The sequence below is a fragment of the Oxalobacteraceae sp. CFBP 8761 genome (assembly GCA_014841595.1).
Taxonomy (GTDB): domain Bacteria; phylum Pseudomonadota; class Gammaproteobacteria; order Burkholderiales; family Burkholderiaceae_D; genus Telluria.
Genome location: JACYUE010000001.1, coordinates 1,323,016 through 1,340,280, shown reverse-complemented (window position 1 = coordinate 1,340,280; position 17,265 = coordinate 1,323,016). Strand labels below are relative to the sequence as shown.

The window sequence follows — 17,265 nt, the reverse complement described above, 5'->3', positions numbered from 1 at the left end:
GCTCATTCTCCTGAGCAATCGGCGCTGCCATACACGAAGCCATCGAGTACCTTGCCGTCGCGGACCACCGGTTCGCCGTCGATGGCCACCGTGCAGCGGCGCAGTGGAATATCGATATGGCAGGCCGTCGTGCGCGAACCGCCCGCCTCGTTGTTCGGCCCGAACGAAAACAGGAAGTTGCCTTCGAACGCGCGCGCATCCATGCCGATGGTCGCCTCGCGGTCGTACATCGCCAGCGTAGTCCACTGCGCCCGTGGCTGCAGGCCCCAGCCGATGTGCGACATCGCATACGCTTCCGGATCGTTAAACGAAGCCATGTACTCGCTGAGCAGCTCTGCATCCAGGCCGCCGTCGATCGCGGTCACGAAACCCTGCGTCACGCGGACACGGATCGGCTCCTGGACGTAGCGCTTCATCGGCAGCAGGATGTCGCCGCGGTCGATCACCAGGGTGCCCTCGGTCTGGCGCTCGTTCGGCCACGTGAGCACGAAGCCGCTTGGCCAGTGGTCCCAGCGGCCGGGCGCATCGACGAAGCCGTACTCCTGGATGACCGGGAATTCGCCCAGCTGACAGCGCAGATCGGTGCCGGCAGCGGACGTGATGTGCATCTCGCGCGCGCCGTCGAGGCGCTGCGCGGCCTGCGCCACGCGGGCCTTGTCATCAAGGGTTGGCACCATGCGCACCAGCACCTCGGGCGGCTCGACTGCCAGCAGAATTTTGGTGCCAGCCGCCAGGATCTCGTGCTGCTCGGGCGAGAACAGCAGCGTCATCAGATCCAGCACCAGATCGCTCTCCTTGAGCGCGGCAATCGCCGCCCGGTTGCCGGTCAGCGGCGTGGTGCCAAGAAAGGCCAGCGAATCGCGGCTGAGCGCCTTTTCGCCATTTACCGGCGGCAGATCGAGCCGGTTGGCGGTGGCGCCCATCAGGCCAACGGCGACGAGCGCCGTCGACAGCGTCTGCGGGTGCGTGCTGGTGCTGGTGAGGACGGTGACGATCTGTCCCGGCTCGAGCTTCGACAGCGTGAAGACCTGTTTCCAGGCTTGAATCAAGTCGTGGTCACTGACGGCCATAACGTTCTCCAGTAATGATCGGGCGCGGCGTCACAGGCGGGCGCCAAGGAAGTCGCCAAACGCCGCGTAGAAACCTTCTTCGTTATCCCACGGGATCATGTGCCCCGCATTCTCGACACGGGAGACGGCCAGGTGCGGTACCAGCGTATTGAATTCGGCGATATCGGCCGGCAGCAGCACGTCGCCGCGCGAGGCCACCATCAGCATCGTGGGCAGTGCCAGCGACGGCAGGTCCTGGTGGATGTCGTCGCTGTGAAAGCCCTTGAAGCTCTCGATTACGGCGCGCTCGTTGCAGGTGTGCAGCCACTCGGCGCGCAGGCGCAGCTGGTCGTCGGTCCAGGTCGGGCAGAAGTCGCGCATCTGCTCGGCCGAGCAGCCTTCGCGCGCCAGGCGCATCGAATCGACGTACCACGGCAGCTTGGATGGATAAGCGCGCCGGCCCGGGCCGGATACCGGTGGGTCGACGATCACCAGGCGGGTGAGGCTACGCGGCTGTGCCCGCGCGGCGCGGATGCCGATGCGGCCACCCATCGAATGACCGACCACCGCATACCGGTCCAGGCCCAGCGCTTCGGCAAACGCGATGACGTCCTGCGCTTGCGCATCAAGGCTGTAGTCGAGCGTATCGGAAGCCGACGACAGGCCACGCCCGCGCACGTCCAGCACATAGGTGTCGAACTGCTGGCCGAAGCGCTCGCCGATGAAGCCCCAGGTGATCGCCGGGCTGGTAATGCCCGGCACGATGATGACGGCGTCGCGGCTGGCGCGCTCGCCCTCCTGGCCGCCGTAACGCAGATAGTGCTGGCGGATGCCGTTGGCGTGGATGTTGGCGCCGTACCGGAAGGTGCTGGTCATGGCCATCTCCTTAATAGGCGCCGGAGAGCAAGGCGCCGGCGCCCGGCACGATGCGGTCCAGATCCAGGCGCTTGAGCATGGCGTAGGTGGTGGCCACCGCCGCCGTGATCACCGGCTTGCCGGTCATGGCCTCGACCTGCGCGATGACCGGCAGCGACGGCATCTGCACACAGGCCGACAGCACGATCGCATCGACGCCGCTGGTGTCCATCTGCGCGACGATCGCCGGCAGGTTGGCCGGGTCGTGGCGCGCAACGTCGAGGTTATCGGGGATCTCGAGGGCCCGATAGTCGAGCACGTCATAGCCCTCGTTGCGGATGTAATCGACCACCAGTTCGGTCAGCGGCTTCATGTAGGGCGCGACGACGACGATCTTTTTGGCGCCGATGACGGCCAGGGCATCGATCAGGGCACCGGCGCTGGTCACCACGGGCGCACGGGCGCCGTTGGCAACCGTCAAACCCGCCAGGCGCTCTTGCGATACGCGGTGGTAGCCGTGGCCCATGGCCATGATCGCGACCAGGCAGGCATAGCCCAGTACATCGACGCGGGCGTCGCTCAGCTCGACAGCGCAGCGGTCGGATTCGGCGTCCATGGCGGCCAGTTCCTCCTTCACCACTTTCTTCATCCGCATACGGCTGGAGTGGAACGTGAACCGCTCGGGCCGGATTGCCTGGCGCGCCGTCAGCATCGCCGGGATTTCGGTTTCCATGGTGGTGTTGGAACTTGGGACGATTTGCCCGATACGATAAAGACGTTGCTGCATTGCTGCTCTCCTTGATGGTCGATGGCGCTTGCGAAGCCGCATAATTTATAGCGCATACACTATAGTTAACCAGTTTCAGCCGTTTTGCAACAAGCTTTTTTTCAGCGTCTTCCTGTCATGTAAAAATCCCGTTACGGGTGCAGCGCAGCACCGAAAACGCGCGCAGGAGCTGTCATAACGCACCACCAGGCGGCAATCCGCAGGGGCCATAAAATTTCACATTGTCGTGAAATTTTCCATCGTGTACACTCGATTTGAGCATCCTGATTCAAGGCTTGCCCGATCGCCATGAGAGCGGTTGGCCGCACGCTTTTCAGGCTGAACTACCCAGGCTGGGTTAATCTCTGAAACTGTTGTCGCAGCATATCCATGAACATGCACACCACGGTCCCCATCGCTTTTTACGTCAACGGTCAACCCGTCAGCCTCGACATCGCGGGCGACGCGCCCCTGCTGAATGTTCTGCGCAACGATCTGTGCCTGAACGGTCCCAAGTTCGGCTGCGGCCTGGGCGAATGCGGCGCCTGCACGGTGCTCATCGACGGCGTGGCCGCGCGCTCGTGCGTGATTCCGCTGGCCGGTGTGGCCCGGCGCGCAGTCATCACGCTCGACGGCCTGGAACGCGACGGCACGCTCGACCCCGTGCAGCAGGCCTTCATCGATGAACAGGGTGCGCAGTGCGGCTACTGCATGAACGGCATGATCATGACGCTCAAGGCGCTGTTGCTGCGCTGCCCGGCGCCGACCGAACAGCAGATCCGCAACGAGCTCGATTTCAATCTGTGCCGCTGCGGCACCCATGTCGAGATCATGCGCTGCGCACTGCGCGCGGTGGAGCTGACGCGTGGAGACGTCGCCTGATGACACCTCCCCTGTACGCACGGCTGGTACTTCCGCCAGCACTGGCCTGGAACGGCGAGCGGTATTGCGGCGCGCGCCTGCAACGGATCGATACGACGCGCGCGCTGGGCCAGTCCGGCGTGCAGCAGGTGGTCGTCCTCAAGCAGTTGGTGGCTGTCATTGCCACGTCGGACGGCGCAGCGCGCGCGGCGCGGCCGCTGGTGCGCTGCGCCTGGAGCGCAGGATCGGACAATCACGCGAACGACGCCAGGCTGCCGCGCGTGGCGCTGCCCAGGCGACTGTTCGGACGCGGCGCGATTGATCCGAATGCGGATGCAGCCGACACGCTGGCATCGTCGTATCGCTGGCAGCCCGGCATGCCGGATGGCGCGCCCGGCGCCGTGACGGTGCAGGCCACGCCGGTCCCTGAAGGCATGCAGATCGACCTGCCTTTTGCCGCGGGCGCGGTGGCCCGTGAACTGGCCGACCTGCTGCGCGTCGCGCCCGGACGGATCGCCGTACAGGCGGTGCGCGCGGCGCAATCGGATGGCGAAGCGCGCGCGGCCATCGATGCAGCAGGCGTCGCCGCCCTGCTCTGCCTCGAGCTGGGTTGCGCAGTCTCTTTGACGCTGGAAGCCGGTGCGACAACGCCGCGCACCACACTGCTGCATGCGGGCGCACGGGTCGACAGCAACGGGCTGCACCACTACCGCCTCGACGTCGACCAGCCGGCGGCCACGCCGCCGCTGGCCTGGCTGCTGACCGGACGCGCCCATGATCTTGGCGACGTCAGTCACACGCCGGCAGAGACGCTGGCGCCGCCGTATGACTGGCCTGCGGTCGAGGTCAGGCGCATCGGCACGGGCGACGACATCGCGCCAGCCGCAGTGACGTTCGCGCAGGAGTCGTTCGTCGACGAGCTCGCCAACCAGGCGGGCCAGGACCCGGTGGCGTACCGGCTCGCACACGTGGACGATCCACGCGGCGCGCGCTTGATCCGGTCGGTCGCACAGGCGGCGCACTGGCAGGCACGCACCACGGGTGAGGTTGCCAGCCGGGCTGGCACGAGCGGCGTGCTGCGCGGGCGCGGCTTCGGCTACGCCACGACGATCGAGCACGAAGCGGGGCAACCGGTGCAGAGTTGGTCGGCCTGGGTGGCGGACGTCGAATACGACCCGGCATCGGGCGAGTTGAGCGTGACACGCGCTATCGCCGGCCACGATCTGCAAGGTATGCCCGCGCTTGACGGTGCGCAGGCGGCGCTCGGCGCCGGCGCGCCAGACACGCAGGCCAGGCTGGCCGTGTCGCACCTGATTACGCCGGGCACGGGGTTTGATGACTGGGCGTCGGGCAGCCCGGGCCCGGCAACGCAGATCGTGGTCCGGCCGATCACCTCGGCCGTTGACGTGATCGGCCCACCGGCCGGGCTGCAGTCGAAGGATGTGCAGCTCAAGGCCGGTGGCGCATTCGCGCTGCCGGCGGCAGCCGCGGTGGCCAATGCGATCCATGATGCAACCGGCGTGCGCCTGCGCAGTGCGCCATTCTCGGGTGCGCAGGTCAAGCAGGCGCTGACCGCGCAGCAGACACCGACCGCCTGGCGCCGCCTCAAAACAGCAGGCTGGATCGGTGGCGCGCTCGCCGCGATCGGCACCACGCTGACGCTGGCGATGCCATGGCGTGCGGCGATCGCGCCGGTCGCCCCGCCGTCACCGGACTTGTATTCGACCGCGACGATCGAGCGCGGCCGCCTGGTGGCGCTGGCCGGCGACTGCGTCGTATGCCACACGGCCCCGGGCGGCGGCGTGACCAATGCGGGCGGCCATGCGCTCGACACCCCCTTCGGGACGATCTACACCACCAACATCACGCCAGACGAAAAAACCGGCATCGGCAACTGGTCGTTTGCGGCCTTCGAGCGCGCCATGCGCGAAGGCATCCACCGCGACGGGCGCAACCTGTATCCGGCGTTTCCGTACACCGCTTACGCGAAGATGAGCGACGCGGACATGCAGTCGCTGTATGCGTACCTGATGGTGCAAACACCGGTTGAGCAACATGTACCGGCGTCGAGCCTGCGTTTTCCGTTCAATATGCGGCCATTGCTGGCGGGGTGGAATGCGCTGTTTCACAAGCCCGAGGTATTCCAGCCGGACCCGGATCGCTCGACGCTGTGGAACCGCGGCGCGTATCTCGTCGAAGGGGCCGGACATTGCAGCGCCTGCCACTCGCCCCGCAACGCCATGGGCGCGGAAAAGAAAGGCCTGCATCACCTGACCGGCGGTGTGGTCGATGGCTGGGAAGCACCGTCATTGACGGGCAATTCGAAAGCACCGACAGCGTGGACCGAGGATGAGTTGTTTACCTATCTGCGCACGGGTTTCTCCGCACGGCACGGGATTGCCGCCGGCCCGATGGCGCCGGTGGTGGCGGAACTGGCACAGTTGCCGAGTGACGATGTGCGGGCGATGGCGCATTATCTGGCGTCGTTGAATGACCAGGCCGGTGCCGCCATTGCGCCAGAACCGGCTGCGCCGTTGGCCATGCCGCCGGCTGCGGCGGTCAACCCTCTGCAGACGGTTGGCATGGCCAATGGCAAGCGCCTGTTCCATGGCGCCTGCGCTGCGTGCCATATGGAGAACAGCGGCCCGACCCTGTTCGGCGTGCGCCCGTCACTGAAAGTCAACACCAGCGTCCATAGCGACAAGCCCGACAATTTGATCCACGTGATCCTGAACGGCATCCAGCAACCCGCCAACGCCGATCTGGGCTATATGCCGGGCTTTGCCGACAGCATGAGCGACAAGCAGGTGGCCGATTTGCTGGTCTATGTGCGCAGCACGTTCGCCGGGGACAAGCCCGCCTGGAGCAACCTGGAAAAAGACGTGGCGTCAGCGCGGCTGCGCACAGCGCACTGAGAGACCAGGTCCGCGCGCACAAAGGCTGCTCTCTGCTGGTGCCGGCACCGCCGTCGTCGCAGGCCGGATAACGCCGCGATCATCGCAGATGATCGCGTGCACGCTGTCGGTCAGCCGCCGAAGTTCAGAGAAGCGCCGCCCGGCCCACCCGGTCCCTGACCGGCACCGGGGCTACGCCCGTTGCCAGGCCCGCCGCGTCGGTTCTGCTCGTCACGCGGTCCAGCCGGCGCGCCACTGCGCTGGCTGCCGTCAGGCACCACGCGCAGCAACTGCTCACCGAGTCGGCTGGCAACCTGACGGCGCTGGTGATCGTCCAAGCCATCGTTCACGTCGAGCCACCGCGCGCGCAGTTGCCGGTCCTCCGCGTTCGCTGTCGCGCTTTCGGCGTCGGTGGCTGCGTCGAGCTTGCGCAGGTCGGCGTCCGGGCTGGCCAGCAGGGTCCTGGCCCATTCCTGCAGCGCGGCGCGGCGCCGGGAGCGATCGCGCAGGATCGTGCGTGACGCCCCTTCGGCCTTGTTCCACAGGGTTTGCTGGTTGGGACTCAGGCCGAGCGACTGTTTCAGGTCGCCCGCCATTGGCAGCAGATCTTCGGCGCGCAGATCGGTCAGTGGTACGCCATGCGCCGTGCCGGCGCCGGCCGTGGCCAGAGCCAGTGACAGCAGGCAGGTGCGCAGCCAGCAAGGCAAGCGCGAGAACGTGGTTTGAATTGGCATACGACACCCATGGTCAGAAAAGGATGATCACGAATATAGGCGCACGCCAGTTGGCTGTCGTGCTGCTTTACCGAAACTTACCCGGCGCGTCACCATCGTTTCAGTGCTGCACCAAGTTGCTTCAGGCTTGGGGACAGTGCGCCCAGCACGCTGTCGGCACGGGATGCCTGCCCCGGCCCCAGCAAGCTGACGGCGGCCGCCAGCGCCTTGTCGTCACGCGTGCCGAACATGCGCGTGCTTTCCACCCCGGCGCGTGTCGTGGGCAATGCGTCATCCTGTGCAGGCAGGATCGCGGCGAGATGCTGCGCCAGATCTTCCTCGCGCAATGCCAGTCCCAGCGCATCGTTACGAGCGGGATCCGGCGCCACGATCACGTCCGGCGTGATCCCGCGCGCCTGGATTTCGTGGCCGTTTGGCGTGAAGTAGCGCGCCACCGTGATCTTGACGGCACTGTCACCGGTCAGCGGAAAGATGCTCTGGATCGAGCCCTTGCCGAACGTGCGCGAACCAAGCACGGTGGCGCGGCGGTGATCCTGCAATGCGCCGGCCAGCAATTCGGCGGCCGAGGCCGACGCACCGTTGACCAGCACCGCCAGCGGCACCGTTCGCGCCCAAGGGGGCAGGTCGGCCAGTACGTCCGGCTCGCCTGGCCGCCGGTAGAACCGCGCATCGACCGTGACGGTGGCTTCGGCAGCGGCAGCGGCTTCGGCAGCAGGATCAGCAGCGGTGGCACGCCCGCGCGCCGAAAATAACGGCGTCCCTGGCGGCAGGAATGCCCCGGCCACGCCGACCGCGGCCGACACCAGGCCGCCCGGATCATTGCGCACGTCGAGCACGATGCCGCGCGGCGCCCCGCTTGCATCGAGCGTTTTCAAGGCCGCAACCAGGTCCTGCGCGGTGCGCCCTTCGAATGCCGATACCTGGATCCACGCGACGCCGTTTGGCATTGCACGTGTCGTGACGGTCTGCGCCAGTAACGCCGCCCGGTGCAGCCTGGCGGTACGAACGGAGCCGCTGCCGCCCCGCCGGTACGCGATGTCCAGCGCGCTGCCGGGCACGCCGCGCATGCGCCGCGCAATGTCGGGCAAGCGCATGCCCGAGATCGTTGCGCCGTCGATCGAGGCGATCGTATCGCCCGGCTCGATGCCGGCCAGGTACGCCGGCGAGTCTGCGGTGACCGCCGTGACCACCATGTCGGCGGCAGCGAAGTCGACACTGATGCCGATGCCGGTGTACTCGCCAGCCTCGTCCTTGCGGAGGGCATCGAGTTCGTCCTTGTCCAGAAAGCCCGAGTGCGGGTCGAGCGAGGCGAGCATGCCGGCGATCGCCCCTTCGAGCAGCTTCTTGTCGTCCGGCGCTTCGACGTACCGGGTTTTTACCAGCGCATAGGCCGAGAGCAAGGCCTGGAATTCGGCAGCGGGAACCACGACCGGCTCGCCTGCCTGGCAGGTGCTTGCGGCGACAAGGGGAAAGAGAAGGCAAAGAATGGTGGCGCGAAGTCGTTTCATGAGTCGGTGTCCTTGATGATCGACCGATTCTCTGCTGACCGCGTGTTGTGTGCGGTTAAGCGCTTGTAAGCAGGTGTAAGCAGGAGGCTGTGCAGATCTGCGTTCAGCGCTGGCGCATCAGCTGCAGCTGCATTCTCAGAACAGGTCCAGTTGCCCTGCCCCCTGCGCACCGCCGCGGCGTGTCGTCGCGGGCACCACCACTGGTCGCCTGAATTGCGAGCGATCGAGCCGCCCGAAGCGCCCGCGCAATGACTTGAAGCCAAGGCGCTCGACTGCTTTTTCAAAACGCTGACGGATCAGGTCGGCCCACACGCCGTCACCGTGCATGCGCTGTGCAAAGTTGGCATCGTAATCCTTGCCGCCGCGCATCTCGCGGATGCGGTTCATCACCCGCTGCGCGCGATCCGGGAAATGCGCCTGCAGCCACTCTTGAAACAGCGGATTGACTTCGTGCGGCAGGCGCAGCACCGTGTAGTGCGCACCGACCGCGCCGGCGTCGCGCGCCGCCTCGAGGATGCGTTCGATCTCGGGCTCGGTCACGAACGGGATGATCGGCGCCACGCTCACGCTGACGGGAATGCCGGCGTCGGTCAGTGTGCGGATCGTGCGCAGGCGGCGCATTGGCGCGGCCGCGCGCGGCTCGAGCGTGCGCGAAATCTGCGCGTCGAGCGTCGTGAGCGTTACTGCCGCGCAGGCCAGGTTGTTGGCCGCCATCGGCGCAAGCAGGTCGATATCGCGTTCGATCAGCGACGACTTGGTGATCAGGCCAAGCGGGTGGCGGCATTCGGACAAGACCTCCACTACCTGACGCGTAATCCGACGCTCACGCTCGCAGGGCTGGTAGGCATCGGTATTCACGCCGATGGCGATATGTTCGGGGACGTAGCCGGGCTTAGCGAGTTCGCGCCGCAGCAGTTCGGGAGCATTCACCTTGGCGAAGAGCCGGGATTCAAAATCAAGGCCCGGCGACAGGCCGAGATAGCTGTGCGTGGGCCGCGCGAAGCAATAAATGCAGCCGTGCTCGCAACCCCGGTAGGGATTGAGCGACACGCTGAACGGAATATCGGGCGACGTATTGCGCGACAGGATAGTCTTGGCGAACTCGTCGGTGACCACCGTCTTGAACGCAGCCGATTCACCGGTCGAATCAACAGCCGATTCAGAATCGGCATCGAACCAGCCGTCGTCAAAACGCTCGCGATCGTTGACCTCGTAGCGTCCCTGCATATTCGACACCGCACCACGCCCCTTGCGTGCAACGCGCGGTGGCGCCAGCATGATGTGTTCTTCTACCCGCTCGCGGCGGATGGGCTCATCGGTGTCGATCATGGCCGCTGCTCCATACTGTATGTCTATACAGTATATTACGCCGCCACCCCACCAAATTCAAGACGCACGCAAGCCGCTAGTTGTGCGGACGGGCAAAGGTCGCAAGATAGTTCACGCTCGTATCGCTGCACCATGAGGCCCGATGCAACACCGGCAGGTAACGCATGCCGCGCAAGTCGATCCGCTGCAGCCCGGCCCCGGTGGCTGCAGCCAGCATCTCGGCGGGTTTGACGAAGCGATGCCACTGGTGTGTGCCACGCGGCAGCACGCGCAACACGTACTCCGCGGCCACGATGGCCAACAGGTAGCTCTTCCAGCTGCGGTCGATCGTCGACGCCAGCAGCAAACCACCGGGCGCAACGCGCCGAGCTACCTCTTCGATGAAGGCGTCGGGGTCGGCCACATGCTCGGCCACCTCAAGCGCCAATACGACGTCGAAGCATTCGTCGGGCTGCAGGACGGATTCCAGTTCGCCGAGGCGATAATCGACGACCGCGCCGCTGGCGTTGGCGTGACGTTGCGCCGCTGCCAGGTTGCCTGGCGAGGCGTCGAGGCCGACCACCTGCGCGCCACGCAGCGCCAGCGGTTCTGACAGCAGCCCGCCGCCACAGCCGACGTCGAGGATGCGCAGACCCGCCAGCGACATATCGGGGCGGCCGAAATGCGACGCCATGCACGCCAGCAGATAAGCCTGGCGCAGCGCATTCGTGACATGCAACGGCCGCATCGGTCCGTTCGGGTCCCACCAGGTGGCGCCGAGTCGGTCGAAGCGGGCGATTTCGTCTGCAAGCGCGCTCATGCCCGGCCCCCGTTCGCAGCAGCGGACAACAAGGCGGCCAACGCGCGACCGGAGCGCCAGGCGCCTTCCACACCGCCGCCGGCAAGGGCATCGCCGCACACGCCAAGCCCCATGCCCGCGTCCCACCAGGCACCAGTGGCCGGCTCGTCATTGGGCGCTGCTGCCAGCGTTGCATACAGCCAGCGATGCACAGCCGCGAAACGCCAGGCCAGAGCGCCGCCGACACAATCGGCAAGCGCCGCCTGCAGCATCGCCTGCACCTGGTCGGGCGGCGTGTCCAGATGCGCGCCGGTCCAGTCGGGCGTTGCGTGCACAACCCACTGGGCCTGCCCCGCCAGCACTGCCCGGGCCGGCTTGGCATCGTTGCGCACCACCAGCGCCAGCGGACCAGATGCGGGCAGCGCCAGGTCCCAGTCACAGCCCGTTGCGGGCGCGTCGGTCATTCCCATCAAGACCCAGACGGGCAACATCGGCACGGCCTGCGCGCGCGCGGCCCAATCCGGTCGATGCACGCCCAGCAGCGCGGCCGCCTGTTGCGACGGGATTGCCAGCGCCACGGCATCGAAGCCATCGGCCACGGTCACACCGGCACTCTCCAGAGACCACGTTGCACCGCTGCGACGCATGCCATCGACCGTGCACAGGGTATGCAACGGCAGGTCCGTCAACAACGTGCGGCACAGGGCCGGCATGTCGGGCGTGGCCACCCACATCGCGCCGCCAGGCAGGGCTGCGCTGTGTGGGGCCAGGCGCGGCGTCCAGCGCGCCAGCAGCCCGGCGCGCTGCCCCTCTTCCACGAAACCCAGGAAGTCGGCGCCCGTGGCAGCAAAGCACGGCGTCCCGTGATCCAGGCCCAGCACGGCATCGGCATCGGCGCCATCGAGCGTCACACGCCTGGTGGACATCCGCCCGCCTACGCCGCGCGACTTGTCGAACACCTGCACCGCATGACCGGCATCGGCCAGCGCACGCGCGCAGGTGGCCCCGGCAATGCCCGCCCCCACCACTGCCACCCGCAGGCTCGTGCCACTCATCGCTTGCTGCCGCGGCCGCGCCACAGCGGCCGCATGACGAGGAACAGGCGGTAGGCCGGCTCCAGCACCGCCAATGCGAGCCTGGACCCCAGCAGCCGTCCAAGCCAGGCCCAGCGCGGCAGGGACCGCCACAGCAGGGTGAATGCCTCCGCACCACTGGCCAGGGTCCCATCGGGACGACGCATGTGCAGGCGCGCCATGGCGGCCTCGCGGTTCAGTCCCGGGCCAAGCGCTTCGGGCGCGCAGTGGGCGACGTCGACCCAGCACACCCGGTCTGCGCCGTCCTGACGCTGATAGAGGGCGATCTCGCGGGTGCATACCGGGCAGCCGCCGTCGTAGTACACCGTGGGGGAGGTGAAGGATTGTTCTTGCATGATTTGATCATACAGGAAACAGGTCAAAATGCGGTTCACCGTCACGGGTGTTTCGGTTTAATGCCCCGCTAAACGGTTCACGCCCTGTTCATCAGACTGACTTGCGTCGCCTGCGAGTGATCCGGCAGCGCAAGTGCGTACATAGGCCGCTTGCTGTGCGACAAACCCGTCGAAGGCGTCGAGCAGCGGGCTGAAACGCCCGGGCGCGCGTTCCAGCTGCCCCAGCGCCTGCGCCGCCGCTTCCAGGCTCGACAGCTGATGCGGCGCGTGCGCCTTGCGAATGCGGTAGTTCGACGGCGCTACGTCGGTCAGTGCCAGCCGCGGCAGCCGTTGCAGCGCCGGGTTCATGTACAGCATCTTGCGGCTCTTGCGCCAGGTGGCGTCGAGCAGCACCAGCCGCAGGGCCTCGGCAGGCAGCGCCGGCATCGGCGGCGGTGCGGGCAGCCCGGCATCATCTGGTGTGGCCGGATACAGCAGCACGGGCGTGCGCCCATCCACATGCAACAAGCCATCGAGCACCTCCGCATCGAAGGCTTCGCCGGTCGCCATCACGCTGCCGCTCACGCACAGATGCAGCAAGCGCGCGCTGTTCTTGGCATTGCCCACTTCCAGCGGATGCTGCAGGATCAGCAAGTGCGCCTGCGCCTGTATCGGCGTGATCCAGCGACAGATGCAGGCCGACTGCGCCCGCAGGCACGTCGTGCAGACAGCGCGTTTGAAGCCAGCCACACCGTTCACGGCGCCGGCGTCCAGCCACCGCCCAGCGCCCGGTACAGGTCGACATGCGCCGCCAGCAAACTCGTGCGTAGTTGCAGCGCTGCGAGATCGGCACTGAACGCCGTACGCTGCGCGTCGAGCTCTTCCAGGTACGACGCATAACCATTCGTGTAGCGGTTGTGCGCCACGCGCAGCACTTCACCGGCCGCCGCGCGCCGTGCCTCGGCTTCCACCAGTTGCCGCTGCAAGCCGTCGATCGACGCCAGGGCATTCTCGGTCTCGGCAAACGCCGTGCGCACCACGGTTTCATAACCATAAATGGCGCGATCGCGCACCGTGCTGGCGATCTCGGCCTGCGCACGCAGGCGGCCCGCGTCAAACAAGGGCGCAAGCACACTGCCGCCGATACTCCACAATTCCGTTGGCGAACGCAGCAATTGCGTGATGCCGCCCGCCCCTGCCCCGAGCGACGCCGTCAGCCGGATCGACGGCAGCAGCGCATCGCGCGCCACGGCCAGACTGGCGTCGGCCGCCGCGATGGCCTGCTCGGCCTGGGCGATGTCGGGCCGGCGCCGCAGCAGTTCCGACGGCAAGCCGGCGCCCGGGGTCGGCTCTCGCAGCGACAGCAGATCGGTACCGCGCGCGATCGCGCCCGGGCTCGCACCCAGCAGCAGATTGAGCGCCTGTTCCTGCTGCGCCACCTGCCGCTCCAGCTGCGGCACGGTGCCAGCCGTCGCGTGCAATTCGGCCTCGGCCTGCGACATTTCCAGGCGCGAGCTGTAGCCCACCTCGAACTGATGCCGCGCCAGATTGTACGAGCGCTCGCGCGAGGCCAGCGTGGCCTTGGCCAGCGCCAGCTGGGCGTCCAGGCCCAACAGATTCAGGTAGCCCGACGCCGTGTTGGCCGCCACCGCCAGCGCCGCCGCTTCCAGCGCCGCCTCCTGCGACAGCGCCTCGAACCGCGCCGCCTCGACGGTGTTGGCCACGCGGCCGAACAGGTCCAGCTCGTAGCTGGCCTGCACCGCGCCCACGAGCGACGTCGATTCGATCGGCGTGCCTTGCGGGCCGATGGCGCGCGCCCGGGTCGGCGCCAGCGACAGGTTCAGCGCCGGCAGGCGCGCGCTGTCAGCCACGCGAATGCGCGCCTGGTATTCCTGCAGTCGCGCGCGGGCAACCTTGAGATCGCCATTGTTCGCCTGCGCCTGTTGCACGAGGGTGTCCAGCGCAGGATCGCCGAACGCACGCCACCAGTCGCGCTCGACGCTGGCATTCGCGCCAGGCAAGGTCGTGCGCCACGCCAGTGGCACCGTCACCGAGGACGGCGGCGCCGGCTGCGGCGCCATCGCGCAGGCAGCCAGCAGCAACGGCGCCGCCAGAACCACTAACCGCCGCTTCACCGCTGCCCCGCGTTCGCCGTAGTGGCAGCAGCCGTATCGATCGTCGTCACCACCGACATCCCGGGCCGCAGGCGGTTGGCCAGCGGCTGGTTCGGGTCGATGCTGATGCGCACCGGAATCCGCTGGGCGATCTTGACGTAGTTGCCGGTGGCGTTGTCCGGCGCGATCACCGAAAACTCCGAACCGGTGGCCGGCGCGATGCGCTCGACGTGGCCGCGCAGCTTGGCGCCGCCCAGCGCGTCGACACTAAAACTGACCGGCTGGCCAACGGCGACCCCCGCCATCTGCGTTTCCTTCAGGTTGGCGATGATCCACATCTGGTTCGGCACCAGCGCGGTCAGCTGCGCGCCGGCATTCACAAAAGCGCCTTGACGCACGGTCACTTGCCCCAGCTGGCCGTCGCGCGGCGCGGTGATGTTGGTATTGGCCAGGTCGATCTCGGCCAGCTTGACGGCCGCTTCGGCGCTGGCAACCGCGGCTTCCAGGGCGGCGCGGTTGACGCCGACCGACGCCAGGTTCTGGCGTGCGATTTCGACGGAGGCGCGCGCCTGGTCGCGGCTGGCCGTGGACTGGGCGCGGGTGGCGCGCGCGGCGTCGAGTTCGCGCGCCGACAGCGAACCGTCGGCCGCCAGCTCTTCCACGCGGCGCAAATCAGCGCTGCTGCGCCGTGCCTGGGCTTCGTTCGAGGCCAGCAGCGCCTGGTTCTGGGCGATGGTCGCGCGGGCGCTGGCGTTCGTTTGCGCGAAATTGGCCAGCGCCGCCTTGCGGTTGGCCAGTTCGGCCCGTGCCTGCGCCAGCCGCTGGATCGGGATCCGGTCATCGATGCGCAGCAACAGTTCGCCCTGTTTGACGGTCTGGAAATCCTGCACGCGCACCTCGGTAACGTAGCCGCTCAGTTGCGGACTGATGATCGTCACCTGACCGCGCACCAGCGCGTTCTCGGTCGCCTGCAGCGTGCTGCGAAACGGCGGCAGGTTCCAGGCGTACAGCACGATCAGGATGCCGGCGAGCGCGATGGCGGCAAAGGCCAGCGCACTGAGGATGATCTTGCGCTTCGGGCGCGCGGGGGTGGGAACAGGTTCTGACATATCAATCGGTGACGGTAATGGGTGCGGGAGTATTGTTGACAGGTGCGGCGGGTGTGGGTGCAGCAGCCGGGGCGGTAGCCGGAAGGTTGTAATGCATCCAGACGGCGTGCAGGAAAATCCAGGTCGCGCTCACGGCGGCAATCAGGGCGATCATCAAAAACACGTCGTTGTAGGCCAGGATGTTGGCTTCGCGCGTGGCGCTGGCGGCCAGCGATGCCAGGCTCTGGCGCGTGCGCGCGGCCGGATCGGCCAGCAATTGCCCTGCCGCCGCCGCACCGGACTGGATGCGCCCGGCCACCAGCGGATCGAGCAAGCTCAGGCCCTCGACAATCGTCGACGAGTGGAATTTCTCGCGCATGATCTGGAACGTGCCGACCAGCGCCGAGCCGATCAGGCCGCCCAGATTCTGGGTCAGGCCGAACAGCACCGAGAAACTGATCAGGGCGCCGGGATTGCCGATCACGGTGACGATCATCGAAATCAGCGACGGCCCGATGAACAGCGTGCCGCCAAATGCGAGCAGGCTCTGGCTCAGGTACATCTGCTCGGCGCGGGTCTGGTTGGTGGCGTGCGCGTCCATCCAGGCGCCCAGCGCCATCAGCAGCAGCGCAATGACCTGCGGCGCCATCAGGTGCTTGACGTTGACCGTCAGGGCCGACACCACGATGCCGGCGACCGTGGCCGCCAGCACGCACAGGAACAGCGACTGCATCTGGTTATTGTCCAGCCCCACGGCGCGCAGGAAACCCACCGCGCCGACGCTCTGCTCGGACAGCACGATGCGCACCAGCAGCAACGACAGCGCCACGCGCAGGATGCTGCGGTTGGTCAGCCAGCGCAAGTTGAGCAGCGGGTTGGCACGGTTGTGCTCGACACACATCGCGGCCGCAAGCAGGAAGATCGACACCGCCAGCGCCACGCCGATCCACGCCTGCTCGGTCCACCAGAAGATGCGCCCGAACGTGAGCACCATGCACAGCAGCGCCATGCCCGGCGCAAACAGCGCGAACGTGACGAAGTCGGTAGGGCGGAACGCCTTGATGCGGTCACCCGGCGGCAACTTGAGCAGCAGCACGGCGCCCAGCGACACCAGCGCCAGGCCCAGCTCGAACATGTACAGCCCGCGCCACTCGGCAATGCGCAGCAGGTCGCCCGAGAAAATATAGGCCAACGGCAACGCCAACTGCGCCGTACCAAGCGAGATCGCGATGCCTTTCAGGCGCCACTCCTTCTTGAATCCCTGCAGCGTGTAATACAGGCCGAGCGGACTGACTGCAGCGGCCAGCATGCCGTGGGCGGCGCGCACGGCGATGGCCGAGCCGAGATCGTTGACGAACAGGTGGGCCAGCGTAACCAGCGCGTACAGCACCAGAAAACACTCGGTGAACAGGCGCAGGCCGAATTGTTGCCGGAATTTCACCAGCAGCAGGTTCATCGATGCGTTGGCCATCACGTACGCGGCTGGCAGCCAGGCCGTTTCGGTCTGGTAGGCGCCCAGCACCCCCTGCAGATTGATCAGGTTGACGGCAACCAGCGCGTTGCCCAGGCCTCCCGTGATCGTGACCAGGATGCCGACCGCCAGATAAGCCAGTCGCAGCTTTGTCGTGTGCGCTGGCGTGGACGGAGAGCCGGGCAGCATCGGCTTTTCGTCGGGTGCCCATTCGCGTGGCGCGTACTTGCTCATCCTGCTGTTTCACCGTAATTGTCAGGCTCGCTATCTTACGCCTTTGCTCGACTTCACGTCGGATGACGCTTTCGCCACACCCGCAACATTTAATGCGAAAGTTGGCCAATCGGATATTGCCCTACGGATTTATTGGTCCTAGACTCAGATTGTGCCGTACGGAAATAGTTTCGTAT

Annotated in this window: 15 protein-coding genes; 2 read left to right on the top strand and 13 right to left on the bottom strand. The window is 66.8% G+C overall.

All coding sequences use genetic code 11. The annotated features are described in order from the left end of the window. Positions 1 to 2: 2 nt before the first annotated feature. From IFU00_05875 to IFU00_05865, 3 genes are read right to left on the bottom strand one after another with little or no spacing between them, the layout of a single operon-like run. Positions 3 to 1,070, bottom strand: a complete 1,068-nt coding sequence (locus IFU00_05875; protein MBD8541813.1) for a 2,5-dihydroxypyridine 5,6-dioxygenase — start codon at positions 1,068 to 1,070, stop codon at positions 3 to 5. A gap of 30 nt (positions 1,071 to 1,100) precedes the next feature. After that, the gene (locus IFU00_05870) at positions 1,101 to 1,925 is read right to left on the bottom strand and encodes an alpha/beta hydrolase (GenBank protein ID MBD8541812.1); all 825 of its coding nucleotides are present in this window, start codon (positions 1,923 to 1,925) and stop codon (positions 1,101 to 1,103) included. A 10-nt stretch (positions 1,926 to 1,935) separates the two neighbouring features. Continuing rightward, the gene (locus IFU00_05865; protein ID MBD8541811.1) at positions 1,936 to 2,637 is read right to left on the bottom strand and encodes an Asp/Glu racemase; all 702 of its coding nucleotides are present in this window, start codon (positions 2,635 to 2,637) and stop codon (positions 1,936 to 1,938) included. Between the two features lie 429 nt (positions 2,638 to 3,066). On the opposite strand from IFU00_05865, the gene IFU00_05860 reads away from it, so the two are divergent. Continuing rightward, positions 3,067 to 3,552, top strand: a complete 486-nt coding sequence (locus tag IFU00_05860; GenBank protein MBD8541810.1) for a (2Fe-2S)-binding protein — start codon at positions 3,067 to 3,069, stop codon at positions 3,550 to 3,552. After that, positions 3,552 to 6,446, top strand: coding sequence for a c-type cytochrome (locus tag IFU00_05855; GenBank protein MBD8541809.1), 2,895 nt, complete (start codon positions 3,552 to 3,554; stop codon positions 6,444 to 6,446). Before IFU00_05860 ends, IFU00_05855 begins: the two co-directional genes overlap by 1 nt. A 110-nt stretch (positions 6,447 to 6,556) precedes the next feature. On the opposite strand, the gene IFU00_05850 is transcribed toward IFU00_05855, so the two are convergent. From IFU00_05850 to IFU00_05805, 10 genes are all read right to left on the bottom strand, one after another. After that, complete coding sequence (locus tag IFU00_05850) at positions 6,557 to 7,159, bottom strand: hypothetical protein (protein ID MBD8541808.1); 603 nt, start codon at positions 7,157 to 7,159, stop codon at positions 6,557 to 6,559. Between the two features lie 89 nt (positions 7,160 to 7,248). After that, the gene (locus IFU00_05845; protein MBD8541807.1) at positions 7,249 to 8,667 is read right to left on the bottom strand and encodes a S41 family peptidase; all 1,419 of its coding nucleotides are present in this window, start codon (positions 8,665 to 8,667) and stop codon (positions 7,249 to 7,251) included. A 135-nt stretch (positions 8,668 to 8,802) separates the two neighbouring features. Next, entirely contained in the window at positions 8,803 to 9,996 is a 1,194-nt protein-coding gene (locus IFU00_05840) for a PA0069 family radical SAM protein (protein MBD8541806.1), read from the bottom strand. Between the two features lie 76 nt (positions 9,997 to 10,072). Next, a complete protein-coding gene (ubiG, locus tag IFU00_05835) occupies positions 10,073 to 10,795 on the bottom strand; it encodes a bifunctional 2-polyprenyl-6-hydroxyphenol methylase/3-demethylubiquinol 3-O-methyltransferase UbiG (protein ID MBD8541805.1) in 723 nt (240 codons plus the stop codon). Next, positions 10,792 to 11,829 carry an NAD(P)-binding protein gene (locus IFU00_05830; protein MBD8541804.1) on the bottom strand — a complete coding sequence of 346 codons (1,038 nt, stop codon included), beginning with the start codon at positions 11,827 to 11,829 and terminating at the stop codon, positions 10,792 to 10,794. Before IFU00_05830 ends, ubiG begins: the two co-directional genes overlap by 4 nt. Beyond that, positions 11,826 to 12,203 carry a DUF393 domain-containing protein gene (locus tag IFU00_05825; GenBank protein ID MBD8541803.1) on the bottom strand — a complete coding sequence of 126 codons (378 nt, stop codon included), beginning with the start codon at positions 12,201 to 12,203 and terminating at the stop codon, positions 11,826 to 11,828. The genes IFU00_05830 and IFU00_05825 overlap by 4 nt, the downstream gene beginning before the upstream one ends. A 57-nt stretch (positions 12,204 to 12,260) precedes the next feature. Further along, positions 12,261 to 12,956 (bottom strand): DTW domain-containing protein, encoded by a 696-nt coding sequence (locus IFU00_05820; GenBank protein ID MBD8541802.1) that lies wholly within the window; start codon positions 12,954 to 12,956, stop codon positions 12,261 to 12,263. Further along, positions 12,938 to 14,317: an efflux transporter outer membrane subunit gene (locus IFU00_05815; protein ID MBD8541801.1), complete on the bottom strand. Its 1,380-nt coding sequence runs from the start codon at positions 14,315 to 14,317 to the stop codon at positions 12,938 to 12,940. Before IFU00_05815 ends, IFU00_05820 begins: the two co-directional genes overlap by 19 nt. Then, positions 14,314 to 15,405, bottom strand: a complete 1,092-nt coding sequence (locus tag IFU00_05810; protein ID MBD8541800.1) for an HlyD family secretion protein — start codon at positions 15,403 to 15,405, stop codon at positions 14,314 to 14,316. The genes IFU00_05815 and IFU00_05810 overlap by 4 nt, the downstream gene beginning before the upstream one ends. A gap of 1 nt (position 15,406) precedes the next feature. Further along, entirely contained in the window at positions 15,407 to 17,089 is a 1,683-nt protein-coding gene (locus IFU00_05805; protein MBD8541799.1) for an MFS transporter, read from the bottom strand. Between the last annotated feature and the right edge of the window lie 176 nt (positions 17,090 to 17,265).

Excerpts from the sequence above, each read along its gene's own strand:
- IFU00_05805 (MBD8541799.1), bottom strand. The coding sequence starts at position 17,089 with ATGAGCAAGTACGCGCCACGCGAATGGGCACCCGACGAAAAGCCGATG.
- IFU00_05875 (MBD8541813.1), bottom strand. The coding sequence starts at position 1,070 with ATGGCCGTCAGTGACCACGACTTGATTCAAGCCTGGAAACAGGTCTTC.
- IFU00_05825 (MBD8541803.1), bottom strand. The coding sequence starts at position 12,203 with ATGCAAGAACAATCCTTCACCTCCCCCACGGTGTACTACGACGGCGGC.
- IFU00_05850 (MBD8541808.1), bottom strand. The coding sequence starts at position 7,159 with ATGCCAATTCAAACCACGTTCTCGCGCTTGCCTTGCTGGCTGCGCACC.
- IFU00_05865 (MBD8541811.1), bottom strand. The coding sequence starts at position 2,637 with ATGGAAACCGAAATCCCGGCGATGCTGACGGCGCGCCAGGCAATCCGG.
- ubiG (MBD8541805.1), bottom strand. The coding sequence starts at position 10,795 with ATGAGCGCGCTTGCAGACGAAATCGCCCGCTTCGACCGACTCGGCGCC.
- IFU00_05870 (MBD8541812.1), bottom strand. The coding sequence starts at position 1,925 with ATGACCAGCACCTTCCGGTACGGCGCCAACATCCACGCCAACGGCATC.
- IFU00_05810 (MBD8541800.1), bottom strand. The coding sequence starts at position 15,405 with ATGTCAGAACCTGTTCCCACCCCCGCGCGCCCGAAGCGCAAGATCATC.
- IFU00_05830 (MBD8541804.1), bottom strand. The coding sequence starts at position 11,829 with ATGAGTGGCACGAGCCTGCGGGTGGCAGTGGTGGGGGCGGGCATTGCC.
- IFU00_05860 (MBD8541810.1), top strand. The coding sequence starts at position 3,067 with ATGCACACCACGGTCCCCATCGCTTTTTACGTCAACGGTCAACCCGTC.
- IFU00_05855 (MBD8541809.1), top strand. The coding sequence starts at position 3,552 with ATGACACCTCCCCTGTACGCACGGCTGGTACTTCCGCCAGCACTGGCC.
- IFU00_05845 (MBD8541807.1), bottom strand. The coding sequence starts at position 8,667 with ATGAAACGACTTCGCGCCACCATTCTTTGCCTTCTCTTTCCCCTTGTC.
- IFU00_05840 (MBD8541806.1), bottom strand. The coding sequence starts at position 9,996 with ATGATCGACACCGATGAGCCCATCCGCCGCGAGCGGGTAGAAGAACAC.